Origin of the sequence: Photobacterium piscicola (assembly GCF_900166965.1) — a bacterium.
Taxonomy (GTDB): Bacteria; Pseudomonadota; Gammaproteobacteria; order Enterobacterales; family Vibrionaceae; genus Photobacterium; species Photobacterium piscicola.
Window position 1 is genome coordinate 59,816 of the sequence record NZ_FUZI01000003.1, and the last position, 25,071, is coordinate 84,886.

Annotated in this window: 23 protein-coding genes; 16 read left to right on the forward strand and 7 right to left on the reverse strand. The window is 38.2% G+C overall.

Annotated features, from left to right (window positions below; genetic code table 11):
- The first annotated feature begins 192 nt into the window (after window positions 1-192).
- The gene (def, locus tag CZ809_RS09240; RefSeq protein WP_080157240.1) at window positions 193-705 is read left to right on the forward strand and encodes a peptide deformylase; all 513 of its coding nucleotides are present in this window, start codon (window positions 193-195) and stop codon (window positions 703-705) included.
- Between the two features lie 73 nt (window positions 706-778).
- Here def and CZ809_RS09245 read toward each other — a convergent pair whose 3' ends face one another.
- The gene (locus CZ809_RS09245; RefSeq protein WP_080157241.1) at window positions 779-1,756 is read right to left on the reverse strand and encodes an LD-carboxypeptidase; all 978 of its coding nucleotides are present in this window, start codon (window positions 1,754-1,756) and stop codon (window positions 779-781) included.
- Between the two features lie 326 nt (window positions 1,757-2,082).
- Between CZ809_RS09245 and wecB the strand changes: the two genes are divergently transcribed.
- From wecB to CZ809_RS09265, 4 genes are read left to right on the forward strand one after another with little or no spacing between them, the layout of a single operon-like run.
- Window positions 2,083-3,168 (forward strand): non-hydrolyzing UDP-N-acetylglucosamine 2-epimerase, encoded by a 1,086-nt coding sequence (gene wecB / locus CZ809_RS09250; protein ID WP_235865891.1) that lies wholly within the window; start codon window positions 2,083-2,085, stop codon window positions 3,166-3,168.
- Window positions 3,158-5,359 (forward strand): glycosyl transferase family protein, encoded by a 2,202-nt coding sequence (locus tag CZ809_RS09255; protein ID WP_080157242.1) that lies wholly within the window; start codon window positions 3,158-3,160, stop codon window positions 5,357-5,359. The genes wecB and CZ809_RS09255 overlap by 11 nt, the downstream gene beginning before the upstream one ends.
- Complete coding sequence (locus CZ809_RS09260) at window positions 5,352-8,453, forward strand: NfrA family protein (protein WP_080157243.1); 3,102 nt, start codon at window positions 5,352-5,354, stop codon at window positions 8,451-8,453. The genes CZ809_RS09255 and CZ809_RS09260 overlap by 8 nt, the downstream gene beginning before the upstream one ends.
- Complete coding sequence (locus CZ809_RS09265) at window positions 8,375-9,298, forward strand: DUF4434 domain-containing protein (protein ID WP_080157244.1); 924 nt, start codon at window positions 8,375-8,377, stop codon at window positions 9,296-9,298. Before CZ809_RS09260 ends, CZ809_RS09265 begins: the two co-directional genes overlap by 79 nt.
- Window positions 9,299-9,304: 6 nt before the next feature.
- Here the strand turns inward: CZ809_RS09265 and CZ809_RS09270 are convergent, their stop codons facing one another.
- The 3 genes from CZ809_RS09270 to CZ809_RS09280 form a co-directional block, all read right to left on the reverse strand.
- The gene (locus tag CZ809_RS09270) at window positions 9,305-10,432 is read right to left on the reverse strand and encodes an anhydro-N-acetylmuramic acid kinase (RefSeq protein ID WP_080157245.1); all 1,128 of its coding nucleotides are present in this window, start codon (window positions 10,430-10,432) and stop codon (window positions 9,305-9,307) included.
- 150 nt (window positions 10,433-10,582) lie between these two features.
- Window positions 10,583-10,870, reverse strand: a complete 288-nt coding sequence (locus CZ809_RS09275) for a hypothetical protein (RefSeq protein ID WP_080157246.1) — start codon at window positions 10,868-10,870, stop codon at window positions 10,583-10,585.
- Between the two features lie 186 nt (window positions 10,871-11,056).
- Window positions 11,057-11,968, reverse strand: coding sequence for a LysR family transcriptional regulator (locus tag CZ809_RS09280; RefSeq protein WP_080157247.1), 912 nt, complete (start codon window positions 11,966-11,968; stop codon window positions 11,057-11,059).
- Between the two features lie 289 nt (window positions 11,969-12,257).
- On the opposite strand from CZ809_RS09280, the gene CZ809_RS09285 reads away from it, so the two are divergent.
- The 7 genes from CZ809_RS09285 (at window position 12,258) to CZ809_RS09315 (ending at window position 21,092) form a co-directional block, all read left to right on the forward strand.
- Window positions 12,258-13,451: a glycine C-acetyltransferase gene (locus tag CZ809_RS09285; protein WP_080157248.1), complete on the forward strand. Its 1,194-nt coding sequence runs from the start codon at window positions 12,258-12,260 to the stop codon at window positions 13,449-13,451.
- Window positions 13,452-13,552: 101 nt separating this feature from the next.
- Window positions 13,553-14,584, forward strand: coding sequence for an L-threonine 3-dehydrogenase (tdh, locus tag CZ809_RS09290; protein WP_080157249.1), 1,032 nt, complete (start codon window positions 13,553-13,555; stop codon window positions 14,582-14,584).
- A 146-nt stretch (window positions 14,585-14,730) separates the two neighbouring features.
- Window positions 14,731-15,207 (forward strand): VF530 family protein, encoded by a 477-nt coding sequence (locus CZ809_RS09295; RefSeq protein ID WP_080157250.1) that lies wholly within the window; start codon window positions 14,731-14,733, stop codon window positions 15,205-15,207.
- A 145-nt stretch (window positions 15,208-15,352) separates the two neighbouring features.
- A complete protein-coding gene (locus CZ809_RS09300; RefSeq protein WP_080157764.1) occupies window positions 15,353-16,948 on the forward strand; it encodes an ABC-F family ATPase in 1,596 nt (531 codons plus the stop codon).
- A 125-nt stretch (window positions 16,949-17,073) separates the two neighbouring features.
- Window positions 17,074-17,529 carry a YaiI/YqxD family protein gene (locus CZ809_RS09305; RefSeq protein ID WP_080157251.1) on the forward strand — a complete coding sequence of 152 codons (456 nt, stop codon included), beginning with the start codon at window positions 17,074-17,076 and terminating at the stop codon, window positions 17,527-17,529.
- 558 nt (window positions 17,530-18,087) lie between these two features.
- Window positions 18,088-19,026, forward strand: coding sequence for an SIR2 family protein (locus CZ809_RS21385; protein ID WP_080157252.1), 939 nt, complete (start codon window positions 18,088-18,090; stop codon window positions 19,024-19,026).
- Window positions 19,027-19,127: 101 nt separating this feature from the next.
- Entirely contained in the window at window positions 19,128-21,092 is a 1,965-nt protein-coding gene (locus CZ809_RS09315) for a hypothetical protein (protein WP_080157253.1), read from the forward strand.
- 77 nt (window positions 21,093-21,169) lie between these two features.
- On the opposite strand, the gene CZ809_RS21390 is transcribed toward CZ809_RS09315, so the two are convergent.
- Genes CZ809_RS21390 through CZ809_RS09330 form a run of 3 tightly spaced genes read right to left on the reverse strand, consistent with a single transcriptional unit; the run spans window position 21,170 to window position 22,772 of the window.
- Window positions 21,170-22,186 (reverse strand): tyrosine-type recombinase/integrase, encoded by a 1,017-nt coding sequence (locus tag CZ809_RS21390; protein ID WP_080157254.1) that lies wholly within the window; start codon window positions 22,184-22,186, stop codon window positions 21,170-21,172.
- A complete protein-coding gene (locus CZ809_RS09325; protein WP_036794961.1) occupies window positions 22,183-22,389 on the reverse strand; it encodes a DUF4224 domain-containing protein in 207 nt (68 codons plus the stop codon). Before CZ809_RS09325 ends, CZ809_RS21390 begins: the two co-directional genes overlap by 4 nt.
- Window positions 22,390-22,391: 2 nt before the next feature.
- Entirely contained in the window at window positions 22,392-22,772 is a 381-nt protein-coding gene (locus CZ809_RS09330; protein WP_080157255.1) for a hypothetical protein, read from the reverse strand.
- A gap of 363 nt (window positions 22,773-23,135) precedes the next feature.
- Between CZ809_RS09330 and CZ809_RS21395 the strand changes: the two genes are divergently transcribed.
- Genes CZ809_RS21395 through CZ809_RS09350 form a run of 4 tightly spaced genes read left to right on the forward strand, consistent with a single transcriptional unit; the run spans window position 23,136 to window position 25,017 of the window.
- Window positions 23,136-23,222 carry a hypothetical protein gene (locus tag CZ809_RS21395; protein WP_235865912.1) on the forward strand — a complete coding sequence of 29 codons (87 nt, stop codon included), beginning with the start codon at window positions 23,136-23,138 and terminating at the stop codon, window positions 23,220-23,222.
- Window positions 23,219-23,422, forward strand: a complete 204-nt coding sequence (locus CZ809_RS09340; protein ID WP_080157256.1) for a hypothetical protein — start codon at window positions 23,219-23,221, stop codon at window positions 23,420-23,422. The genes CZ809_RS21395 and CZ809_RS09340 overlap by 4 nt, the downstream gene beginning before the upstream one ends.
- A gap of 3 nt (window positions 23,423-23,425) precedes the next feature.
- The gene (locus tag CZ809_RS09345) at window positions 23,426-24,400 is read left to right on the forward strand and encodes a contractile injection system protein, VgrG/Pvc8 family (protein WP_080157257.1); all 975 of its coding nucleotides are present in this window, start codon (window positions 23,426-23,428) and stop codon (window positions 24,398-24,400) included.
- Complete coding sequence (locus CZ809_RS09350) at window positions 24,400-25,017, forward strand: hypothetical protein (RefSeq protein ID WP_080157258.1); 618 nt, start codon at window positions 24,400-24,402, stop codon at window positions 25,015-25,017. Before CZ809_RS09345 ends, CZ809_RS09350 begins: the two co-directional genes overlap by 1 nt.
- Window positions 25,018-25,071: the final 54 nt, after the last annotated feature.

Consider the following 25,071-nt stretch of genomic DNA (forward strand, 5'->3'; position numbering starts at 1 on the left):
GGTGTTTTTTATAATGTTTACGCCTTGGATTAGGATCACTTATTAAATTAATTGTTATTATCAATTGTTGTTGCAGCTTTTTTTTAGGTAAAGTAGCGTCATCAACAGAATATCGTAAGGATTTTGATCCTTTGCGGTAATCTGATAAGTTACTGCAAAGTAACCTAAGTACTCGATTAAGTAAGAGATAAAATGGCAGTTTTAGAAATTTTAACCGAACCAAATCCAAAGCTACGCGTTCAAGCTGAAGAAGTAACAGATGTAAAAGCTGAACATATCCAAACGCTTATCGACGACATGCTACAAACCATGTACGAAACGGGTAATGGTATTGGTTTAGCTGCTCCTCAAGTAGGTCGCAAAGAGTCTATTATTGTTATCGATTTATCTGAAGAGCGTAATGAACCACAGGTATTCGTTAACTCTAAGATTGTTCGTGGTGAAAACCCAATAATTGGCCAAGAAGGCTGTTTATCAGTTCCTGATTACTACGCAGATGTAGAGCGTTTCGAGAAAATCGAATTAACTGCGCTTGATCGTGATGGTAATGATATTCACCTTGAGCGTGATGATTTTCTTGCTATCGCACTCCAGCATGAGATTGATCACCTAAAAGGTATTCTTTTCATTGATTATCTATCACCTCTTAAGCGCCAAATGGCAATGAAGAAAGTGAAGAAATTCTTGAAGACTCAAGCAAAGTAATCATTTAGCTATAGCTATTGAAAGGCTGTTGAGAACTACTCAGCAGCCTTTTTTATTGGTAAATGATGACGATTTATTTACTGTGAAAGGGGGGTTGAATGCATATTACGTATTCAGTCATGTCTAATTCCGTTGAAGCTTGGTTACGTTGTAACGTTATGCTTTCACCAAGAATAAATGGTTGGTTATATTTGCCATGACCAAAGAAAGGAAAGTAATACACGGGCTTATTACATTGATCAGCAAATCGTTGTAATACTGCTTTGTACATCATTCGTTCTTGATCTGTTGGATCGGTAGAATAATATTGACCAAAAATAATCGCTTCTACATTAAATTCATTTAGAAATAATAATTGTTGTAAGTAACGATCTAATTGACGAAAAGTCACACCAATGTCTTCAAGTAATAATACTTTACCTGTGAAATCAGGCTGATATTTAGTGCCAAATGTTGCAGCAACAAGGGTGTGATTACCACCGATTAAAATTCCCGTAATAGAAGCTGCTTGTTGTGCTAGTGCATTAAGTGGCAGTGCATTGTTATAAACTATACCGTTATTCATTATTTCGAAGATATCAGGCAATGGTTGCTGATTTGTGGTACCCATATCAAGGTGGTTATTGGCATTAACACCGTGAATTGAGCGCCATCCTAATTCATCATTTAGAAAACTATGAATAGCAGTTACATCACTAAATCCTACAATTATTTTTGCAGGTATTGCTAAGAGTTGTTGTTTATAACGATGGAGATATGGAAGTAAGTTTAATGCGCCACCACCACCACGATAAAACCACAACACATCAATTGTTGAATCAAGTAATGCTTTAATTAAGTTATGGGCTCGCGCTTGATCAGTATCAACATAACCAAAATCTGAAATATTTTGTTGTAAATAATGGCAATTTACATGATAGCCATGACTCTCTAAAACGCTAACCACTTGTGGTACTTGTGTTGGGTCAAATTGAGTAGAGCAAGCAATTAAGGCAACATTTTTATAATGACAAGGCTCTTTATTTGGCAAAGGTACGGTTTTTTTTTTCATTTTAGTTCTCAAAAATAAAGAATGTGATTATTTTAAGGGTATTAATCTTACTTGTAAATTAAAGTTTATTTTATAAAATAAGCACGTAAAGTAAGCCGTTTTTTAAATAAAAATACCAAGGTGGTATCTTTTTGTTTTTATAAAATATAAGGGAATGCATTACTGGTATTTTATTTAAATTTATAGTCTATTATTTTTATTATATATATAAATAATAGTTGTGATATTTAATTTTATTATTACCCTTATTATTTTTATTGTGTTTTTTATCATTATAGTAATATATATTAACTAAACCAATCTAAAACAAATAATAAGGATCTACTGTGAAAGATAATAAGAAAATATTAATTATCACAGGAACAAGGCCTGAAGTTATTAAAATGGCTCCTGTTTTTCATGCATTAAAAACAAATAATATTCGTGTTGATTGGTGTCATACCGGACAACATGATGAATTAGCTATGCAAGCATTTAATATATTTAATATTAAACCTACTTATATATTATCGAGACCAGAAGGCAATAGTGTGACGTCATTATTGTCAGGTTTAATGAATAATGTTCAGCAAATCCTTGAAATGATAAGCTATAAGGCAGTATTGGTTCATGGTGATACAGCAACGACATTAGCTGGAGCAAAAGCGGCATTTTATAATCAAATTCCTATTATTGCTCATGTTGAAGCTGGTTTACGTTCTGGTGATTTACGCCATCCATTTCCTGAAGAATCAAATCGTATATTAGTCAGTAAGTTAGCAACAAAACATTATGCTCCAACATTATTAGCTTATGCTGCTCTTGTTTCTGAGGGAGTGCCTGCATCGAATATAATATTAACGGGTAATACCGTTGTTGATGCACAACTTTATTTATTAGAACAAGGGTTATTACCGAATGAAAAAAGCAATATTATTATTGTAACTGCGCATAGACGTGAAAATTGGAATAATATTAAAATTATTTGTAATGCATTAATTAAACTATCAGAAATAAGACCTGATCTTATTTTTAAATTTGCTGTTCACCCTAACCCTATTGTAAGAAATCAAGTAGAAGAGGCATTATTAGGTCAAGATAAAATACATATTATCGAATCATTAGACTATTTTGAATTACAAAAGTCATTAGCATCCGCTAAGCTTGTTATTACAGATTCTGGTGGCATTCAAGAGGAAACGCCGACATACCGTATTCCTACTGTTGTTTTAAGAAAAACAACAGAACGACCAGAGGCGATTAATGAGGGTTTTTCTATTTTAGCTGGCGCTGAATGTGAGGAAGAAATAATTCAAGCATGTTTATTAATGTTAGATAAAACAATCTCTAATGAGATGAAAAACCCCTTTGGTGATGGTAAAGCATCATTAAAAATAGCTGATGATTTAGTGAGAATGCTTAATGTTTTTTGATCTATTTATAAATTACTTGTATGTCCTTAAGTATATATCGTTAGTTCTGATGTTTGTTCTTGCTATTTTTGGCATTGATGATCTGTTTATTGATATTTATTTTTGGACCAGAAAATTGTGGCGTAGAGTCACGGTATATCGCCGTCATGATCATATGGACGCGGATGAATTACTGGTTAAATCCGAACAACCTATCGCTATTATGGTACCTGCGTGGCAAGAGCATGGGGTTATTGATAAAATGGCCCATTTAGCTGCAACTGGTTTAGACTATGAAAACTATCAAATTTTTGTAGGCACTTACCCGAATGATCCACAAACACAAGCCGATGTCGATAATGTTTGTGCGCAATTTTCACATGTGCATAAAGTTGTTTGTGCTCAGCCCGGTCCAACAAGCAAAGCTGATTGTCTGAATAATATTATTGCCTCAATTATTGAGTTTGAAAAGAAGGCTAAAATAGAATTTGCAGGCTTTGTTTTACATGATTCAGAAGATGTTATTTCAGCCTTAGAACTGCGTTTATTTAATCATTTATTACCACGAAAAGATCTTATTCAATTACCTGTTTATCCTTATGCACGTAAATGGTATCAAATGACGCCTGCTCACTATGTAGATGAATTCGCAGAATTACATGGTAAAGACGTTATTGTACGTGAGTCGCTAGCTGGGCAAGTACCTAGCGCGGGGGTTGGTACATGCTTTAGTCGTCAGGCTATTTTACGTTTATCCGTAGAGGGTGATGGTCTGCCGTTTGATGTGCAATCTTTAACAGAAGATTACGATATTGGTTTTCGTTTAAAGCAGTGGGGAATGGAAGAAATTTTCGTGCGTTTTCCTGTTATGGGAAAAGATCATGTGACATTACGTGAATCTCATATCGGTGTATCAAAGCGCGAAGGAAGTGTTGTATGCGTACGTGAATATTTTCCAACCACTTTTAACACCGCCGTACGACAAAAAACACGTTGGATCATCGGCATCGTTTTTCAGGGAATGAAAAACCATAAATGGACTAAAGATTGGAAAATTAATTACTTTTTGTGGCGTGATCGCCGTGGAGCGATGAGTAACCTTGGCGGATTTTTAGCTATGTTACTTTTATTTCAGATGGTTGCATTAACGCTATACAGTACATTGGTCCCTGATAGCTATCACTTTTTATCATTATTAAGTGATGATCCTATGGTCAAAGTATTGCTCTATATTAATTTTATTTTATTTTTTAATCGTACATTCCAACGGGCTTTCTTTGTCACTCAGTATTATGGTTTCTGGCAAGGATTCTTGTCATTTCCACGGATGGTATGGGGCAATATTATTAACTTTTTTGCTAATGTTCGCGCGATCCGTCAGGTTGTAGAACAAGGCGACCCTCGTCGTGTTGCTTGGGATAAAACTACTCATGATTTTCCTATCGTTGATGACACCATTCGCCGTATACCGTTAGGTCAGATACTAATAGAAAAAGGGCAGATCACTGAAAAGCAATTAGAACAAGCGTTGGTGACTAAACCGACGAATATGCTTTTTGGTACACATTTGGTATTAAAACATTATGTCACTAATGAAAAATTAAGTGCGGCAATTGCAGTTCAGGTTGATGCCGAGTATCAAGCTTGTGATCCTTTTGAATTAGATCCTCGTACCATCGAGCGATTGCCTAAAATGTTAGCGTTAAAATATTCAGTCTTGCCCATTAAGTATGACAATGGAACACTTATTTTAGGCTGTAATAAACGTCTAAATCCAGTTGCAATCAATGTTATTAAGCGCCAGTTACAGTGTGAAGTGTCTTGGGTCATTATTACCAATGGTGCTGTTATGTTGGGATTACGCTATTGGTATTTTGATCAGCAAGAGACTAATCCATCAATGAAATTAGACCAAGTGGTGGCAGAGAAACAACTTCCTTTATCTGAACGTCAGTATGTTATAGATCAATATTATGCTTCTCGTATGCAGTTGGGTGACTATTTGTTAGCGTTAAAACTGATAGAACCAACCGTACTAAATCAAGCAGTGTTAGCATTTGCTCGTACATCAGATATTAGGTTTGGTGACTTTTTAGTTTCTCAGCAATATGTTTCATCAGCGTCTATTAGTGCTGCGATGGAATTAAAAACCAAGCAGGAAATCAGTATTAGTCAACTGATACAAGCACAAGGAGCTGGTTTAGGTGAATAATAAATTACACAGTTTATCTTTATGTTTGCTAATGGCATCAACTGTGACGTTTGCCGATGATGATAAAGCACTAAATATTAGTAAGGGTATGACGGAATATCAACATTTCGCTACTTATCCTTTTATTGATAAAGCAATGCGTGATGAAAAGAATGGCCAGTACAAGGAAGCATTTACTGAATTAGAGCATGCGTTAAAAAAAGCACCAGAGAACCATGAATTATTAAAATATGGCATTGAATTATCGATAAAAATGGATGATTACCAACTGATGGAGCCTTGGCTTGAAAAATTACCATTAGTACAACGAAATGCTTTAAGTGTACATTTAAAGCTAACGCAGCTTAATCACCCTAAGTTAATGACTTACTTTGAATTACATCAGTTATTAGAAGGGCTATCACTACACGATCAAGAATTAGGTTATCAAACCTTATTTTATGCGAATTTGCATCATTATGGTGCTAAGAAAACGCTGGCTTGGAGTCAGTCAATTCCCTTTAATCTTAAAGTAAAATCAGCGATAGCACCTGAAGCACAACTTGCTTTTTCTCAGAAAGATTACGCTGGGACTATTGATGCTTTGGCTCATTTAGCTCAAATCGATAAGCTTTCTGGGGATGATCGTTACATGCTTGCGCTTTCCTATTTGAAACTTGGGCAAATTAAGCCTGCGTTAGCATTAGCGAATACTGATCCTAATAGTCATACTTCGAATCGAATATTAACTGAATATGCTTTCCATCTACTTGGTCTGAAAGATTATGTTAAAGCGATGACTGTATTTAGTGATCTTGAAAAAAACAAAGGGCTAAATGCAGAAGCTTCCGTTGCTTATCAGGATCTGAAAAAATTAACAACCGAGCAAATAGCCCAGAAAGCAGCGCTTGAATATACACCGTGTACTCAAGAAGTGGTTGAGGCCTTACCAAATAAACACCAAGCCAGAATATTACTCGCAGGTTGTGATCCTACAACCCATTCTGCGCAATGGCTTAATTTGGCTGAAGCGAGTAATGCGATAAACTTATTAGAAAAAACATCATTTTCTAATCATCGCCTAGCGCAAAAAAGAATTAATATTTTAGTAAATAGTTATGTAAAAACAAATAACTGGAAAGCGATAGCACGGTTATCAAAACAACTGCAACAACCATCTCAATTACCTGTTCTTGCTACGAGTTATGACAAGCTTAAGCAATACCCACAAGCGGCAACAATTTGGCTTAAATTATATCAGCAGCAAGGGAAAATTAGCCTGTTGAAATCGGCTCTTTATGCGTTATCAAAGACTAACAATCATAATGAGATGAGCCAGTTGTTATCTAGCTTATTGAAACAAAACAGTGTTGCATTACGGTATTCTGCGATTACTGGTGCATTTGTTGATGACTTTTATGCAGCAAGCGATGCTTATTCACTGACACAAGTTAGACAATTAAATCATTATCTTTCAATGAGTAAACAAATAAAGAGCGATTACTGGGTAAATACCAACCAATGTAACGATGTAATCAATACAGATCTTAGTGCTCAGCGCCCATTCGCTATTATGGCTGTTGCTCAATGTAAAGCTGAAACAAATAAGCAGCAAGCTATCACGATGGTTGAAGCGATTGAACCTAAAGGGATCATGGAACAATTGCTATTAGGCTCTTGGTATGCAGATATTAATAATAATCAACAAGCCGTTGCATATTGGCAATCAGTTCCTCAACAGCAATTAAATGATTATCAATTTCATCAGTATATTAATAGTTTATTAGATCTTAAATTATTACAACAAGCGCAAAGTTTATGGCGTCAGCGTTCTATTAATAGTTCGCAGTGGCAGCGCATTGATGGCAGTAGGATTGCTCTAGGTTTAGGTAATGTAGCCGAAGCCGAACGTTTACTGACACAAGCGCATGATCCTTTTAAAAAAGAGCCAGAAGCGATCGCATTGTTTCATGTCTACCAACAGACCCAGCAAACAGCAAAGGTCACCTCAGTTTATAACCAGATTCAGGCTCGATATGGTGCCAATAATCAGTTAACGCAAGAATATGCATTTTATTTGAGTCGACATCAGCCCCAGCAAGCTGCGTATGTTATGCAACGCTTGTTTGAACAACCAAACTATCAACCTAATGTCTTTATATTGACCGCATATGGGGATGTACTCGCTAAATTAGACCATAATAAGCAAGCTAAAATACGTTATCAGCAAGCGATAGATTTGCTATTGGAAGACAAGAAACCATTAACTGAAACAGAGAAAAAATTGCAGCATTATCTTCAAGATTCACATCGTAATGTGTATCAGGGCTGGGCTTTTTCTGTCGCTGGATGGGTTGGTCAAAATGCAAGTAGTCGCTCGTCGTTAATTACCGGTCAAACGGGGGATTATTACCAACAACTTGAAGCTAAATACTATTTTAATGAAGACCAATGGCGATTACCGCGGTCTGCTTTATATATAAATTATGGTTACAGTACCAACTTTACTGATACCGTATCTGTTGGTGGCGATCAGCAAAATTATGGTAAAGGATTTAATGATGCAGTTGAGATTGGTCTGGAATGGAAACCATTAAAAGAATATACGGTATTTATTCGCGGCGGCTTAAAATCACAGAAAACCATGAATGATTATCAAGTAAATCCATATTTAACTATTCGTGGCGATCTACTTGCCAATGATGCATGGAGTAAGGCGTGGAAATATGATCAACAGCAATGGTGGTTTCAACAATTATATGCCGAAGGGGTTGCCAACCTTGCTCATATTGATAATTTATCATTCTTTGGTCGTTATGATTTAGGCCGTGTTGTTAAAGTTTCTGATAACCATAAGCAGCGTATTGTCCCCTATGGTTTTATGCAATATAGCTACTCTTCATATGATGCAGAAGAGACATTAAATATCAAAACAACAGATAACGATGTGCGTTATGGATTAGGCGTGCTGTGGTTAAGCGAATGGATGAGTAACCATTATGATGGATATAAACTCATATCCGAATTGGGGATGGAATGGCAGTATGTAGGGCAAAGCAGTACCGCAAAAGAGGGCGACAATGCCTTTTTATTACGCTATGCATTGTATTACTGATTATTACTGGTTGTTATTTAACTAAACCAAAGGCTGATGTTGGATTTCTGTATCAGCCTTTGAATCGTGATAAACCAATAACAATGCAGGAATGGAAAACGTTGCTGGTTGATATTCAACAGCAACGTATGAATTTGTTGCTGATTCAGTGGTCGCAGTATGGCACAGAAAAATTTGATGGTACAAAGGGCTGGCTAGCAAAACGTATTGAAGCATGGTTTGCTCAAGGCGGAACGGTGTGGTTTGGCTTGTATTCAGATCCAACGTATTTTAAACGCATTCATACGCAATCATTGTCGCAACAAGCGGATTATTTGAATCATTATTTTGTTGAGCTTGAAAAAACATATCAGCGCTGGAAGCCATGGATAACTCAGCATTCAGCATCGATTAAAGGCTTTTATTTGCCGCTTGAGTTGAGTGATTATGATTTTCCAACATTGCAACAGCGACAGCAACTCACTGTATTATTAGCTAAACAAGTACATAACTATAATAAACCACTGATGGTAAGTTTATATTTATCTGCCACTATTGATGCACCAGCTATTGTTCAGTGGGTTGAGCAGTTAACAGAGGCCGGTATTAAAGTGATCGTGCAAGATGGGCATGGTACGCAAGCCTTAACTGAGAAGGTGAGGCAACAATACCTGTCATTATTACCCTCAGAAAGTGGCATTATTAGAGAAATTTTTAAACAATCTTCAGCAACGCCTTTTGTCGCTCAACGATTGCCATTATCTTATTATCAACAAGTGACGCAACAAGTAATAAACAGGGATACCTACTATTTTTCATTAAGGTATGCCCCATTTAGTCAGGGCGTATTAAAGCTTACTGATTAGTTATCGTTAATCCGCAGGATAAATCGCACCTAATTGGGCTAAACGACTAGCGCCAGTCACTTCTGGTAAATTACCTGATTGATGGTGCATAGTGCGATATGCAAGCCATGCAAATGCCATTGCTTCCATGTTATCAATATCTACACCACGATCTGCGGTTGTCATAACCTGCCAACTTGGTAGCAATTCTGCCAGTCGTTGCATTAAAATCGGGTTATGAGCACCGCCGCCACAGACTAATAGTTCATTTGGCGTAACGGCAGGGGTGAGGCCTGTTTTTTTGACATCATTTGCAATAGTTTGCGCGGTATATTCAGTGAGTGTTGCTTGAATATCACAAGCAGAGAGTTGCAGTTCTGCAATCGTTGGTTCGGCTAAATAGTGTTCTAACCATGGCAGGTTAAATAACTCTCGACCAGTACTTTTAGGCGCGGGTAGTTGTAAATACGGCTCAGACAATAAGCGGGTTAATAACACTGAGCTTACCGTACCTAAGCGGGCCCAATTACCGTTCTCATCATAACTTTTTTGCTGGTGGAGGTTGATCCACGCATCCATCAACATATTACCAGGACCAGTATCAAAGCCTGTCACTGCTTTATTAGGCTCTAAGACAGTAATATTAGCAATACCGCCAATATTTAAAATAACTCGAGTACATTGGGTTGAGCTAAATAGTTGTTGATGAAAAGCGGGAACTAGCGGTGCACCTTGACCACCAAATGCCATGTCTTTACGACGAAAATCAGCAACGGTAGTAATGCCTGTTTTGGCGGCAATAATATTGGCATCACCAATTTGCATTGTAAACGCATATTCTGTGTGGGGAGAATGAAAGACGGTTTGACCGTGGCTACCGATAGCGGTGATATCTGTAGCATCTGTTTGGGTTTTATTCAGCAGTGCTAATACAGCATCAGCAAAAAGATGACCTAAACGGTGGTCTAGTTCACCTAATGTTTGTAAATTTGTTGGTTGGCCTAAACAGATATCTAACAATGATTGTTTGAGATTATTACCCATAGCAAAGGGATGCGAACCAAGTAATCGAATATTATTGTTGTCAATTTCTACGAGAACAGCATCAACGCCATCCATGCTCGTCCCTGACATTAAACCAATATATTTTTCCATCGCTGTTCCCACTGTATTTCAATTTAACGGCTGCTGTTTATCATGGCCGTTAAGCAGTTAATTATACTGTTCGAAGTATAAACTATACCGTCACTCTAATCAGAAGTGACTGAGAAATAAAGTAGCGATGGAATATTTACGTTAATTGTTTTAATGCATGACACTACGAGAAGCGGCAAGACTATTAGCCCCTTGCTGTTGAACGACGTTGTTCATTTTATTCGCAAACTCAGCTAATTCGAGGCTCACTGCTGAACTGGCGATCATTGCATCATCAAGATCGAAAATTTCAATCATATGACCTATCGTACCGTCATCATAAGTGCCAGAAACAAAATGAATGGCAGTATCGGTTAGAATTGAACGACCATATGTATTCTCGACTAAACGCATCCAGTGGATTAATTCATCATGATTTTCTATGATTTTTGAGTGCATAAACACTGATCCTTTTGCATTGGAGGCATACATTGAGAGGACCGATTGTCCTTTATTTTGTGATGGCCTTTTATGCACTAAGTGTATCAGTTCAGTGAAAATGATAACTTTAGCGTTACTACAAAAATAAGTGTCAAAAAAAACAAAAAGTGACAAAAACGCACATTTTCTTATTTAATCAATGATTTACGAGTTAAAATTTGCTGTTATGTAGTCAATAAATGCTCTTAGTCGGGCGGGCATAAATTTAGTTTGGGCGTATTGCAGCGCAATATCACCATGATAATTACCGCGTATCGTCCATGCAGGTAATACTTGAATAACCGCACCTTCGAGCAAAGCATCTTTAATCACAAAATCAGGGAAGATACCAATCCCTAAGTTATCTTTTACACCATTAAGTCGCATTTGAGAGTGATTAACCGCATAACGACCACTTACGGTAACGCGATGGCGTGTATGTTGTTGTTCAAAATCCCAAATATTGTCTGTATTAGTTTCCCCTAAATACAAACAATCATGATGAATAAGATCTAATGGCGTTTGGGGTGTGCCACGTTGTGCTAAGTATTCAGGACTGGCACATAGCATTAGATCAACTTTACCTATTTGTTTTAAGACTAAATCCTCACTTGGCTTTTCAGTTAGTCTAAATACCACATCAATCCCTTCTTTTATAATATCAATATCACCATCACGGGCTTTAAGCTTTAATTGAATATCAGGGTATTGAGTTAAAAATGGCGTCACTAATGGCTGTAATACTATCGATAGAAATGCTTTGGGTGCAGCAACTGTTATCATACCGGCAGGCACAATCGGCTCTGAATGGGAGATTTCAATCGCTTGTTTTGCGGCATCAAACATCGCTGTACATTGACTATAAATGCGTTTACCAGACTCACTGATGACCAAGGTTCGAGTCGTACGTTCTAATAATTTAACGGAAAGCGCGCTCTCTAAGCGTGATATCTGTTTACTTAATGCAGAAGGGGTGACATTGAGCTTTTTGGCAGCCGAGGTATAGCTGCCTTCATCAACGACGACAATAAACACAGCCAGATCTGGCATTAGTGCGATTAGCTTATTAGTTTCCATTCATTTGTGCCTGAGAGTCAATAATCATTTTCCATGGTATGGGATAATACTGTGGTTAGGTTTGAATTAGAATGCTGAAAAGTGACCAATTAAGTTCTAGTTCAAAGTGTTGATAAAAAGCACCAAATAGTTGGCGATTTTCAAATAAAAAAGGTGTAAAACGAAAGCTACTCCCTAGACTTCGATATTTAATGCTGTCGTTGCAGTATGTTCTAGTCTAGATAAAAGAGCTTTTAGGTTTTATCGGCGATTGCGCTTAGTTACCATCCAATAAATCTGTGAGGAACACATGTCTTCTGCATTCTATAAGCAAATTAATCAGCAAATTGAAGATGTTAAAGCTGAAGGACTATACAAATCTGAGCGTATTATTACGTCTGCACAACAAGCTGCTGTTAAGATTCAATCTGGTGAAGAAGTATTAAACTTCTGTGCAAATAACTACTTAGGTTTGGCTAATCACCCAGAACTGATTGCTGCTGCAAAAGCGGGTATGGATCAACACGGTTTTGGTATGGCATCGGTGCGTTTTATTTGTGGCACACAAGACGCGCATAAAGAATTAGAGCAAAAACTATCGAATTTCTTAGGAATGGAAGACACCATTCTTTATACCTCATGTTTTGATGCTAACACTGGTTTATTTGAAACGATCCTTGGTGCTGAAGATGCCATCATTTCAGATGCACTAAACCACGCCTCTATTATTGATGGTGTACGTTTATGTAAAGCAATGCGATTCCGTTACTCAAATAACAACATGGAAGAGCTTGAGCAACAATTGATCGCAGCTAAAGAAGCGGGCGCACGTAATACATTGATCGTAACTGACGGTGTGTTCTCAATGGATGGCGTAGTGGCTAACCTGCCTGCTATTTGTGATTTAGCGGAGAAATATGACGCACTTGTGATGGTGGATGACTCTCACGCTGTCGGCTTTATGGGCGCAAATGGTCGTGGTACTCATGAGCACCATAATGTAATGGATCGTATTGATATCATTACAGGTACGCTGGGTAAAGCAATGGGTGGAGCATCAGGCGGTTACACGTCAGGTAAGAAAGAAGTGATTGATTGGTTACGCCAGCGTTCACGTCCATACTTGTTCTCAAACTCTGTTGCGCCAGCGATTGTAGCTGCATCAAACCGTGTTATTGATCTATTAGCTGAAAGTGGTGATTTACGCGATAACCTATGGATTAATGCGGCGCATTTCCGTACCCGTATGACAGATGCTGGCTTTACTATGGCAGGTGCTGATCACGCTATCATTCCAATTATGCTAGGTGATGCAAAAGTAGCAGCAGAATTTGCTGAGCGCGCATTAGCAAAAGGTATCTATGTGGTTGGTTTCTCATTCCCAGTAGTACCAAACGGTAAAGCACGTATTCGTACTCAAATGTCAGCAGCACATACCCGTGAGCAACTTGATAAAGCCATTGATGTCTTTATCGAAGTAGGCAAAGAGATGGCTATTATCTAGTTCGTTTTTCGTTGTTAACATCGGCACGACTTTAGCCATTGGTTAAGGTCATTGTATAGAATGCCATTAAATGGTTATTCTAGCTTTATGGAATAAGTGTTATGAAAATCAAAGCTCTGTCTAAATTAAAGCCTGAAGAAGGTATCTGGATGACTGAAGTAGATAAGCCGCAAATGGGGCATAATGATCTACTTATTCGTATTAAGAAAACAGCTATCTGTGGTACAGACGTGCATATCTATAACTGGGATGAGTGGTCACAAAAAACCATTCCAGTACCAATGGTTGTGGGTCATGAATATGTGGGTGAAGTTGTAGGCATGGGACAAGAAGTGCGTGGCTTTAACTTAGGCGACCGTGTTTCTGGTGAAGGGCACATCACTTGTGGACATTGCCGTAACTGTCGCGGTGGTCGTACCCATTTATGCCGTAATACCGTTGGTGTTGGCGTTAACCGTGAAGGTGCGTTTGCAGAGTTTTTGGTTATTCCTGCGTTTAATGCATTTAAAATTCCAGGTGATATCTCAGATGATTTAGCGTCGATTTTCGACCCATTTGGTAACGCGGTTCATACTGCATTATCGTTTGATCTTGTCGGTGAAGATGTCTTGATCACCGGTGCTGGTCCAATTGGTATTATGGCAGCTGCGGTTGCAAAACACGTTGGTGCTCGCCATGTTGTGATCACCGATGTTAACGAATACCGCTTAGATCTTGCACGTAAAATGGGTGTAACTCGCGCCGTTAACGTTGCAAATGAAAACCTAACTGATGTTATGGATGAGTTAGGCATGAAGGAAGGCTTTGATGTTGGTTTAGAAATGTCAGGTAATCCAATGGCATTTAACAGCATGTTATCAAGTATGAACCACGGTGGTAAGGTTGCATTACTTGGCATTCCACCATCAGACATGGGCATTGACTGGACTCAGGTTATCTTTAAAGGCTTAATCATTAAAGGTATCTACGGTCGCGAAATGTTTGAAACATGGTACAAGATGGCAAGCTTGATTCAATCAGGCCTAGATCTAACCCCAATCATTACGCACCATTACAAGATTGATGATTTCCAGCAAGGCTTTGACGTTATGCGTTCTGGCATGTCGGGTAAAGTTATTCTTGATTGGGAATAAGTCGTTGGCTTTCTAAACGATAAAATCGAGATCTATTATTAAGCGAGTATAGTGCTCGCTTTTTTTATTCTCTTTTTTTATTAATGATTATTTTGCTATTATCAGTATAATGCGCGCCACTCAGTGAGTCTCTGTTAGGAATTAACATGCAAGAATTAGATCAACAACCACAATCAGAAAAAAAAGTAAAAGAACTGACGCTAGAGCAGCAATTACTGCAAAATAATCCATTACATGGTCTTAGCTTAGAGAAAATGCTAACAGAACTTGTTGATCATTACGGTTGGGAAATTCTTGATACAGCAATGCGTATGAACTGTTTCAATACCAAACCGTCTATTGCAAGTAGCGTTAAATACCTGAAGAAAACAGAGTGGGCACGTGAAAAAGTAGAAGGTTTTTACCTGTCTCGTTTTAAGCGTATGCCTCGTGCTTCTGCGGCTGAATTTGAATTACCGCCACGTATGCGTACATTTGCCCACGGCATTACACCAAAAACACCAATGGAACTCACTGTTGAGTCTATTTTGTTATCGCAAGCCAAAGCGGCATCAGCACATAAAGAACGTTCTAACAGTGGTCGTAATGGTGGCCGCAATAACGGCGGTCGATCGCGTCGTTAATCATTAGTTACTAAATAGCAGCACTAATTTAGGGTGATGTATGTCACGAAAGCTGCTATACTAGACAACAATTTAGAGAAAAAGTCGCCTATATTGAGCGGCTTTTTTAATGCTTGATATATTCACAAATTTTGGAAACAGTACATTGATTTCAACAGCTAATATCACAATGCAATTTGGCGATAAGCCATTATTTGAAAACATCTCAGTTAAATTTGGTGGTGGCAACCGTTACGGCCTGATCGGCGCAAATGGTTGTGGTAAATCGACATTCATGAAAATCTTGGGTGGCGAACTAGAGCAATCTGGTGGCACTGTTTCACTTGATCCTAACGAGCGTATGGCGAAATTAGGTCAGGACCAATTTGCATTTGAAAACTACAGTGTTATCGATACTGTAATCATGGGCCATAAAGAACTATGGACTGTTAAAGAAGAGCGTGATCGTATTTACGCGATGCCTGATATGTCTGAAGACGACGGCATGCGTGTTGCTGATCTTGAAGTTGAATTCGCAGAAATGGACGGCTACTCAGCAGAAGCACGTGCAGGCGAACTTCTTTTAGGTCTTGGCATTTCTGAAGATCAACACTTTGGTCTTATGAGCGCCGTTGCTCCTGGTCTTAAAGTGCGTGTGTTATTGGCTCAAGTATTGTTTGCTAACCCAGACATCATGCTGCTTGACGAACCAACGAACAACTTGGACATTCACACCATTGCATGGCTTGAGCAGATCCTTCTTGCACGTAACTGCACAATGATCATTATCTCGCACGACCGTCACTTCTTAAACAGCGTATGTACTCACATGGCTGATCTAGATTACGGTGAAATGCGTCTGTTCCCTGGTAACTACGACGAATACATGATCGCAGCAGAGCAATCTCGTGATCAACTTCAAGCTGATAATGCGAAGAAGAAAGCACAGATGGCTGAACTACAAACGTTCGTAAGCCGTTTCTCTGCTAACGCATCTAAAGCTAAGCAAGCAACATCTCGTCAAAAGCAATTAGACAAGATCCAGCTAACAGCTGTGAAAGCATCTAGCCGCCAATCTCCATTCATTCGTTTCGATCAGGAAAAAGAACTGTTCCGTAACGCACTTGAAGTTGAGAACCTAAAACAAGGTTACGGCGATAACATTCTTATCAATGGCGTTAACCTATTGGTAGAAGTGGGTGAGCGCATTGCGATCATCGGTGAAAACGGTATTGGTAAATCAACTTTCCTAAATACACTAGCGGGCCAAATGGACCCAATGGAAGGTATGATTAAGTGGTCTGAAAACAACAATATCGGTTTCTACGCACAGGATCACAGTGCTGATTTCGCTGAAGACATTACACTACTTGAGTGGATGGGTCAGTGGAAGAAAGAAGGCGACGACGAGCAAGTTGTTCGTGGTATCCTTGGTCGTATGCTGTTCTCACAAAACGACATTAAGAAATCAGTTAAAGTGATTTCTGGTGGTGAGCAAGGTCGTATGCTGTTTGGTAAGCTAATCATGCAACGTCCTAACATCCTATTAATGGATGAACCAACAAACCACATGGACATGGAATCTATTGAAGCACTTAACCTTGCGTTAGAGAACTTCAAAGGTACATTAATGTTCGTATCTCATGACCGTCAATTTGTAACTTCTGTTGCAACACGCATCATTGAGATCACTAAAGATGGCGTAGAAGACTTCCACGGCACTTATGATGAGTACATTGCTAAGAAAGCGCTAATTGGTTAAGTTTCACTATTAATCAAGCGGCCTAAGCCAAAGAATTAAATAAAAGCCGCCTTTATTAAGGGCGGTTTTTTTATAGATAAATTTAACGTGTTCATTCACGTAATCTCAATATTTAAGGGAAACCTATGAAAATTTGGGTTGATGCAGATGCATGTCCAAACGTTGTAAAAGAGATTCTTTTTCGCGCAGCAGATCGCGCCAAAATAAGTGTAACGCTGGTGGCGAATCAATATATCCGCACACCACCATCGCCATTTTTACGCTCGATTCAAGTAGAGCAAGGCTTTGATGTTGCAGATAACTATATTGTTCAGGAATGCGAAGTAGGGGACTTGGTGATCACCGCTGATATTCCTTTGGCTGATGAACTGATCACCAAAGGCGCACACGCATTAAACCCACGCGGCGAAATGTACACCAAAGACACCATCAAGCAACGCCTACAAATGCGTGATTTTATGGAAACCATGCGGAGTAGTGGAATTCAGACTGGTGGACCGTCTGCATTAACACAAGCTGACCGCCAAAATTTCGCTAATAAGTTAGATGCTTTCTTAGCTAAAAACCATAAGATACAATAAGTTATAACTATGGGGGGTGAACGCTGTTTTACCTCCTTTTCTCCCTTCAGTTGTATTCACATTTCTTCTTATTTTCCTGCTAAATCCCAATTGCTAACGTTTTGCTAATATGAATTGCTAATATAAATGATTGTTTTGAGTTTTTTTAGAAAATGAATATGCATAATTATTTAAAATAAATGAATTTAATATGGTGGGGTTTAGCTATTTATTCTGAGTGTAATAGCCGAAATTGTTTATTTAAATAGGTAGGGCTTAATTCTGGCTAATATTAGGAGTTATGTTTTTTGGGCTCTATAAGAACATATTAAATTTTTGCTTTCTTCATCTTTGTACAATTATTACTTCATATACAAAATAAGTTGTTACTAAAAGTTAATATAAAACCTATTGCAGTGAAATTTTACTTGTATTGGTGTAATCTGCTTGTTTGTTCCAAGCAGTAATTCATAGAACAAATTATATTACTTATTCTAAGCTTAAAAATCGCTGTATTAAGCTGATTTGTTTGGAATTGACTGTTTGAAGTGTTTCAAATTGTTTAGAGACGTGTAATCCATGCCATTAGAATTTCATCTTGAACGTTCACTCGTTAAGCGTATAAAAAAGCATAAAGACGGAACTACATTCCTTTTTGGGGCTGCTTTTAGTCAAGCTCATAATGGTGGTGCAGGTATTCCCAATGTTACTGGTGTTCTTCAATTCATAGAAGAGTACTTGCAAAAGCAAGATGATTTGGAGGATTTAGCTGATTATCAAGAAGAATTAGAAGGGGTAGCCCCCCAAGAAAAATATCAGCAGGCTTTCAGAATTATTGCTGGTTCTTATGGCCAAAAGGCTGTTAATGAAATTGTTCGAAGTGTTGTAGAAAGCAATATAGATGACAATGGGAATCATATTATTCCGCAAGCAGTTAAAGACTTTGTCTCAGGTATCAAAAATAAGAATTTTCGTGTTGATAATATCATAACAACGAATTTTGATACCTTATTGGAAGAAGAGTTTACTAATCAAGGTATTGATTACAATTCATTTAGTGTTGTTGCTGATACCCAACTACCAAAGAAAGTTAATAAAAATATCAACATTTATCACCTACATGGAATCTGGGACAAAGGTGATACTATGCATACAACTAGTCAATTGCAGCAGAGTAGAGCGCGTATTGAAATGTCTCTACAGAACCTTGTAGGCGATGATCTTGTTGTTGTTATAGGATATAGCGGTTGGGAAGATAGTTTCACCCGTTCATTAGCAACAGTTGTCACTAATCCCAATGCAAGTTACGATATACTTTGGAGTTTCTATGAGTCTGAACCTGCGAAGATCGAGTATGACAGACAAGATTTGTTTGCTTCTCTAGAAGATGCTATTTCTTGTGGTCGTGTTCAGTTTTATTGTGGAATAGATTGCAATACTACGTTTGAGAAACTAGGCCATATTAGTGAGTTAAAAAAAAAAGAGCTGAAAAGAACGAACTTGAGCGCCAACGCCTAGAAATAGTAAACTTCTATGATATAGAAGACAGAGGATACAATCGTAATGTCCGAAAACAAACGTTTCGAGACTCATTAACTTTCCTCCATGATAGTAATGCGTTGTCTATTCGTGCTCCTCTTGGTTATGGTGTTTATGACTTTATCTCATCATTTAAGAATGCTCTTGAGAAGCAGAAGCCAAGATTTTTACGAATCGATTGCTCTGAAGTTTTGACAAAGGCACAAGTTGAAAATCAGATTAAGGCAGATACCAATCAACCATTGTCTCAGCTAATATATCTTTTCAGTACAAAAGTGGAGGAAGAGGTATATTTTATTATTTTCGACAACATAAAGAGTAAAATAAATGCTGATGCTCTTATGTATCTCACCAACTTGCCTGATTCACTTCCTGAATTTGGTAAAAATACTTTTTTCATTTTTTCATCGAGTGTAACAATAAAGCAATTTAGAAGTTTTCATGTAGAGCTAGATGCACTTACTTTGCACGAAAGTCAGCTGATTCTGAATGATAGATTTGGCTCGATGCAATTTACCCAATCTCAAATAGCACAAATCCATGAGCGTTCCGAGGGAGTGGTTGATAAGCTTGAACAAATAATGGATTTCCTCGAGAATAGTTCAGTAGAAGAAGTTCTGGCTCATGATGAACTCTTTGACGATGATTTTCACCTCGCTCACATACCAAAAACAACTCTTAACCAAATAGATTTATTGTTTACTGATCGTTCGAAAGAATTGACTCTAAAGATGTTGAACATTCTTTCCATTCTAAAAAATGGAGAGACGTTAACCAATCTTTCGCAAGATAAGTTGGGAGCAGGATTAAACCCTAAACACGTACAAGAGTTGGTTAGATTTGAGTTAGCTACGACTGTGAAGATTGATCTATCTACCACGATTATAAAAATCAATCCTATCATTAAAGATTATATTCTTAGCAAAATGACTAAGGAGGATATTTTCAGTATCTCTAATGCTTATTTGAACGTAACTGTAATTCCTACTAGGACGGGAGTCAAACTTAGTTCACTTAATCGTAAGGTATACCAAACTGGATATAGCACAGAAGAAGACAATACAGGGACATTGCTTCTCTACTCGATTGAATCATGTTTGCAAAACATCAGATATAACGAAAGAGTAGGTGACTGCAATGAGATGAACGAAAGGAGGTTAAATAAACTCCGTTTCTACAGTAGCTCTTATATTTACATACTACGTAATTCTGGTCGTTACGCTGAAACAATTTCAGCTGTAGATCTCTTGCTTGACACTATTAAAGAAATTGATAAAGACAACCTATACAAGTATTACGAGCATATGGCTTCAGCATACAGAATGAGGGCGAATTATTCCGAAGCAGAAAAGTACCTCAATCTTTGTGAGGATCTATGTCCTGAGGATAAAGGCACACTTGAGAGTGTTTATGTTGAGCGCTTACATCTTCTTGAGCAGACTGATATTAATGCAGCGATTACCTTAGCCAGAGCTCGAAAAAACAACTATCACAAGAAGTCGGTAGCCTTCATCTTATCTGATGTAGTTCTTGCTGGGACAAAAAATATCGATGAAAAACTAAAAACGTTAGTCAGATTAGAGAAGCGTGCAAGAAAGCTTGGGTATTCTACTTTAGCGAATAATATATTGTTTGAAATTAACCATGGGCGCACTAATGTTGAAAAAATCAAACAATTAGATAAAGTCATCGAGTCAGGTAGGAGCAGCTATAATTATTGTCGGGCTACTATTTATAAGTACGAAGCAATAGTAGATAGTGGTATGTATGATCGCATTAAAGATCAAGATATCAATAGTTTGTCTAATATTTACAATTATCTATTTAGGCAAAAATTCGACATCTTGTTCGTTAAGTGTCATAAGCTTTTGTGGGATATTGCAGCTTATCGTCAGCGGCAAGACATTATTTGCACAATTTATTATAAAGGTACGATTGTTTGGAGACTGAATTCAGATCTTGAAAACGAAGAAAAGTATCTTGCTCTATTTAAAGGTTTTGAAGAGCTGATAGTGTTAAATAGTTTAGTCCATAAGACTGAATGATCTTCTATTTTTTATGTTGAAGTGAACTTTAGATTTTAATTATAAATACAAGTCCCTCCCTTAATGAGGGATTTTTGCTATTGATCATTCTTAGGCTGATTAATACTTTTTAGATTAAGTGGTGGCACCATGTCCACTTTACGATCATAGGTATTAACTTGAGCAAATTCTTTATGGCCAGAGAACCGTTGTTTATCAGCCATTGTTCCTTCGTAATCTGAAATACCTTTAGCTTTTAAATCATGAAACGTGAAATCCGTATTAATGCCATATTCTAAAGCGGCTTTCTTTTTTGCTGCTTGCCAATAATCTTGTAGTGAACGATCGTGAACCTTTTGACTATTAGGGCGACGAAGTACAAAGTTAGTTTGTTTTTCAGCTAATGTTTCAGATAGGGCAATTGCTTCACGTAAGCGTGGTGACCACATCTTGATTTGTTTTTTGCCAGTTTTAGATTGAGTAATGAAAATACCATCATCTAATAAATGTGAGTACTCAAGCTTTAATATGTCACCTTTACGAGCTGCACATAAATAGGCCAGTTCCATTGCAACTTTAGTGATGGTATTAGCGCATTGGTAAACAGCAAGATACTCTTCATCTGTAATATAGCGATCACGTTGATTAGCTGAAAATTTTCTCACGCCACGGCATGGATTTTTATTTATCTTGCCACGTTCATATGACCACTGCATAACTTTAGAAAGCAATGAAAAGTCATTATTTGCCGTTGATATTGAATGTTCACCACGTTTATCCATAAATGCACGAATATGTTTAGGTAATAAAGCGTTAGGATTCATGTTACCAAACACTTTTATTAATATTGGTACTCGTGCCAAATTAGATCGCTGTGTTGATGGTGCAAGTGCTTTAAATTGTGGTGAATCAAAATACTCATGAAATAATTCAGCGATATTTCTTCTATGCTTATTAATCAGCTTTTCATATTCGAGCCATACTAATGACAAAGGTGATTCAATAGGGCATATAGCAATTGAGCCTCCTGATTTAGGGTGCCAACGGTATTTTTTACCATGAGCATAAACACGAGGTGGTAGTTTACGATCGCCTTTGTTATTACGTTCTCTCATGCTAATGCCTCTAAGTTAAAGCCATCATTATTATTGCTGTGTGAAGCTGGATGGTTAATGTGATACCAGGTTGTTCTTATACGACCATCTTTCCCTTCAACATAAAAGATGCCGTGGCTTCTTAAACAAGAAGCTTGATCTGCAGCGCGGCTATAACCTGTTAGTTCTACTAATTCAGGGGAGGTAATAATTAGATTCTGCATGATTAAATCCTTTTATTTGATGGTTGAGAAAGACGAACCCGATTCATGGTGTGCCAGCAACGGGCATCACCTTTAAATAAGCCTCCCGCCTTTAATTTTGCACATCCTTCTGGTAATGACTCACCACAATGTTGGCAAGTACCTAGTGATTGCTTGATTTGTTCCATCTCACCATGAATACGATGGATCATTAGTTGTAATGCTTCTGTGTTATCACAAGCTGTATTGGGATAAGAGAAGAATTTACAGATCTCATTTAGCCGTTCGATCTCCATATTATTTAATGGGAGAGGGAAACTGGTCACGCCATTGGTTTTGCGGTTATCTCTCAAACGTTGGGCGCGTTTACGTGCTTGTTCACGTTTTTTATCATTAGTAGTCATAAGCCGAAATACGTTATAGAAAGTGAATAGCTTCATGAGCAAATTGCTCGACAAGTTCTTGGGTGATGTCGGTTTCAAGTGGATAAGATTTTGAGACACCCCAACCAGTTGTTGGATTTGAAATGATCAACAGTTCCCAACATTCTTGCCAATCACTATTACGTGATTTAATGAGTTTTACTGCCCCTTGAGCAGTATCGTTCTGAAATGACAGGAAAACCGCTTGCGCCCCTTGATATAACCGCTAAGTGGTTATATCAAGGGGCGCAAGAGTCGGTTGAAAAGCTGCGAATGTTGATTGAATTACCATAACAAGTCAGTGATGGCCAAGGTATTAACTTAGGTAAGTGGACGATCCAACAACTGAAAGAAGGTAAGTCGGCATTGATCCATAACGGCCAAGCTATGGTGACAGATGTCATACTGCAATTGAAGGAGTACCGCGAGTGAAGGTAAGCGCCAAAGCCGGTGAATTGATCACGGATTTACTCTATAAGCACACTGGTCAAGATAATGACCAATTAGAACAAGCCTTCTATCAATTAAATCCTCACTTTCGGCGTGAGGTTTTTTTTGTCGATACCGAAGTGGTGTTACCTCAAGTCAAGCAGATACCTAAAACTCAACGTGTTATTAAATCATGGGATTAAAGAATGTTTCATCTAATAGGCAATAATGCTGATTTAATCTTGGACCGTTTAAAGTCGTGGCGGTTGAATGATGGCAATGGAACCGAAGGCGATAACGTCACTTTGGTGGTGAGCTCTGATGATGTCGATGGACTGCCACCCAAAGGTGAACGTTATTCGGTGCGATTGGGGGATGTTGTCCGTGATAGTTTTCAGATATCAAAACGATCAGTGAATTTATACCCCAGAGAGATCACGTTAGTTCTCACTGTTGCGCCTTTCTCTATCAAAGATGAAAGTGGTTATCGTGAACGTAAGTCGTGCAGTTGGGATAAAACAACAGTAGGACAAGTCGTGTATGACTGTCTTACCCCTCATGGCTTTGATGTTTTTGTTCATCCGCGATTACAAAAAATTGAAATCGAGCATATAGATCGTTCTGATGAAAGTACGCCAGCATTTATGAACCGCTTGGCCAAGTCTTATGATGCAATAGCGAAACCTGTTGAAGAGCGGTTCATCTTTGTGCCAATGGGTGAACAACGTAGTGCTTCAGGTAAGCGTATTGAAAGCGTTACACTGTCACTCCATGTGGTGAATCATCCGGGCAATAGTGACTTTGTTAATGTGTCTGCAGAATTAGATGGTCGCCAAGATTTTAATGGTGTTAAGGCTTTTTATAGTTCAACGGCAGATGGAAGCCGACAACAGGTCAAAGTGGGGAGTAGACCGTTTAAGTCATTAGGCAAAGATAAGAACACCAAGAAGGAAGAAGAACAAGCGTATGCTGCAGAGCTTCGAAAAATGCAACGCCAAGGACGGAAAATCAGCATTGAAGCACCGCCTAATCCCACCATTTTTGCCGAAGGGCTAGTGCTGCTTGATGACACTTTCCCTCGCGCTTTTAAAGGTCAATGTTCTGTTGATCAAGTGTCGTTCTCTGGCCAAGGATTACAACCCAATCGAATGAGTATTCAAGCCACGTTTATAGGTGAGTAATGATCACAAACAGTAAAATTCGCTTTAATCAACATGCCTTCTTTTCTGCAACCCTCCCCGTAAAAATCTCTGATGCTCAAATCAAACGTCATATTAATGATCAACATGTTCGTCAGTTAAAAGATGTTCGATGCCCACTTTACTTGCGGTTTAACGCATCTCGAACCGGTGGAACGTGGTGGTTTTATCGTTATGAAGCGGGTAAACAATACCCATATCGGATTACGAAATATCCTGGTACTCAGGCCAAAGACATCATGGATGTGGTGAGTGCGGTATCAGTTCAAATAGCCAAAGGTAAAGCGATTGAATGTAATCGATTTGAAACAGTAGATCAGCTGGTTGATTGGCATGTTCAGCGGCAATATACCTTAAAACGTTCCACGAAAGAGCGATTGAATAACTTAAAAAGTATGGCTGAACCCCATGTAATGAGCCTATTTCATGGGGTTGCTATCATGGATATAGACCATCAAAAGATAGATAGTGCGTTGATTCAGCCGATGTTTGAGCAAGGCTATTCAGTGAGTTATGTGAGGGCAAATTTCTTCTTATTGAAAACGGCTTTCTCTATTGCTAGACGATTGAAATACATCACAACTAATCCATTATCCTAGGTCCAATTTAAGACGTTTTTCCCTGAGACGTTCTCTGTTACAGAAGCTCAAATC

Coding starts and splice junctions, on each gene's coding strand:
- def (WP_080157240.1), top strand. CDS start 193: ATGGCAGTTTTAGAAATTTTAACCGAACCAAATCCAAAGCTACGCGTT.
- CZ809_RS09245 (WP_080157241.1), bottom strand. CDS start 1,756: ATGAAAAAAAAAACCGTACCTTTGCCAAATAAAGAGCCTTGTCATTAT.
- CZ809_RS09255 (WP_080157242.1), top strand. CDS start 3,158: ATGTTTTTTGATCTATTTATAAATTACTTGTATGTCCTTAAGTATATA.
- CZ809_RS09265 (WP_080157244.1), top strand. CDS start 8,375: ATGGCAGTATGTAGGGCAAAGCAGTACCGCAAAAGAGGGCGACAATGC.
- CZ809_RS09270 (WP_080157245.1), bottom strand. CDS start 10,432: ATGGAAAAATATATTGGTTTAATGTCAGGGACGAGCATGGATGGCGTT.
- CZ809_RS09275 (WP_080157246.1), bottom strand. CDS start 10,870: ATGCACTCAAAAATCATAGAAAATCATGATGAATTAATCCACTGGATG.
- CZ809_RS09280 (WP_080157247.1), bottom strand. CDS start 11,968: ATGGAAACTAATAAGCTAATCGCACTAATGCCAGATCTGGCTGTGTTT.
- CZ809_RS09285 (WP_080157248.1), top strand. CDS start 12,258: ATGTCTTCTGCATTCTATAAGCAAATTAATCAGCAAATTGAAGATGTT.
- tdh (WP_080157249.1), top strand. CDS start 13,553: ATGAAAATCAAAGCTCTGTCTAAATTAAAGCCTGAAGAAGGTATCTGG.
- CZ809_RS09295 (WP_080157250.1), top strand. CDS start 14,731: ATGCAAGAATTAGATCAACAACCACAATCAGAAAAAAAAGTAAAAGAA.
- CZ809_RS09305 (WP_080157251.1), top strand. CDS start 17,074: ATGAAAATTTGGGTTGATGCAGATGCATGTCCAAACGTTGTAAAAGAG.
- CZ809_RS21385 (WP_080157252.1), top strand. CDS start 18,088: ATGCCATTAGAATTTCATCTTGAACGTTCACTCGTTAAGCGTATAAAA.
- CZ809_RS21390 (WP_080157254.1), bottom strand. CDS start 22,186: ATGAGAGAACGTAATAACAAAGGCGATCGTAAACTACCACCTCGTGTT.
- CZ809_RS09325 (WP_036794961.1), bottom strand. CDS start 22,389: ATGCAGAATCTAATTATTACCTCCCCTGAATTAGTAGAACTAACAGGT.
- CZ809_RS09330 (WP_080157255.1), bottom strand. CDS start 22,772: ATGACTACTAATGATAAAAAACGTGAACAAGCACGTAAACGCGCCCAA.
- CZ809_RS09345 (WP_080157257.1), top strand. CDS start 23,426: ATGTTTCATCTAATAGGCAATAATGCTGATTTAATCTTGGACCGTTTA.
- CZ809_RS09350 (WP_080157258.1), top strand. CDS start 24,400: ATGATCACAAACAGTAAAATTCGCTTTAATCAACATGCCTTCTTTTCT.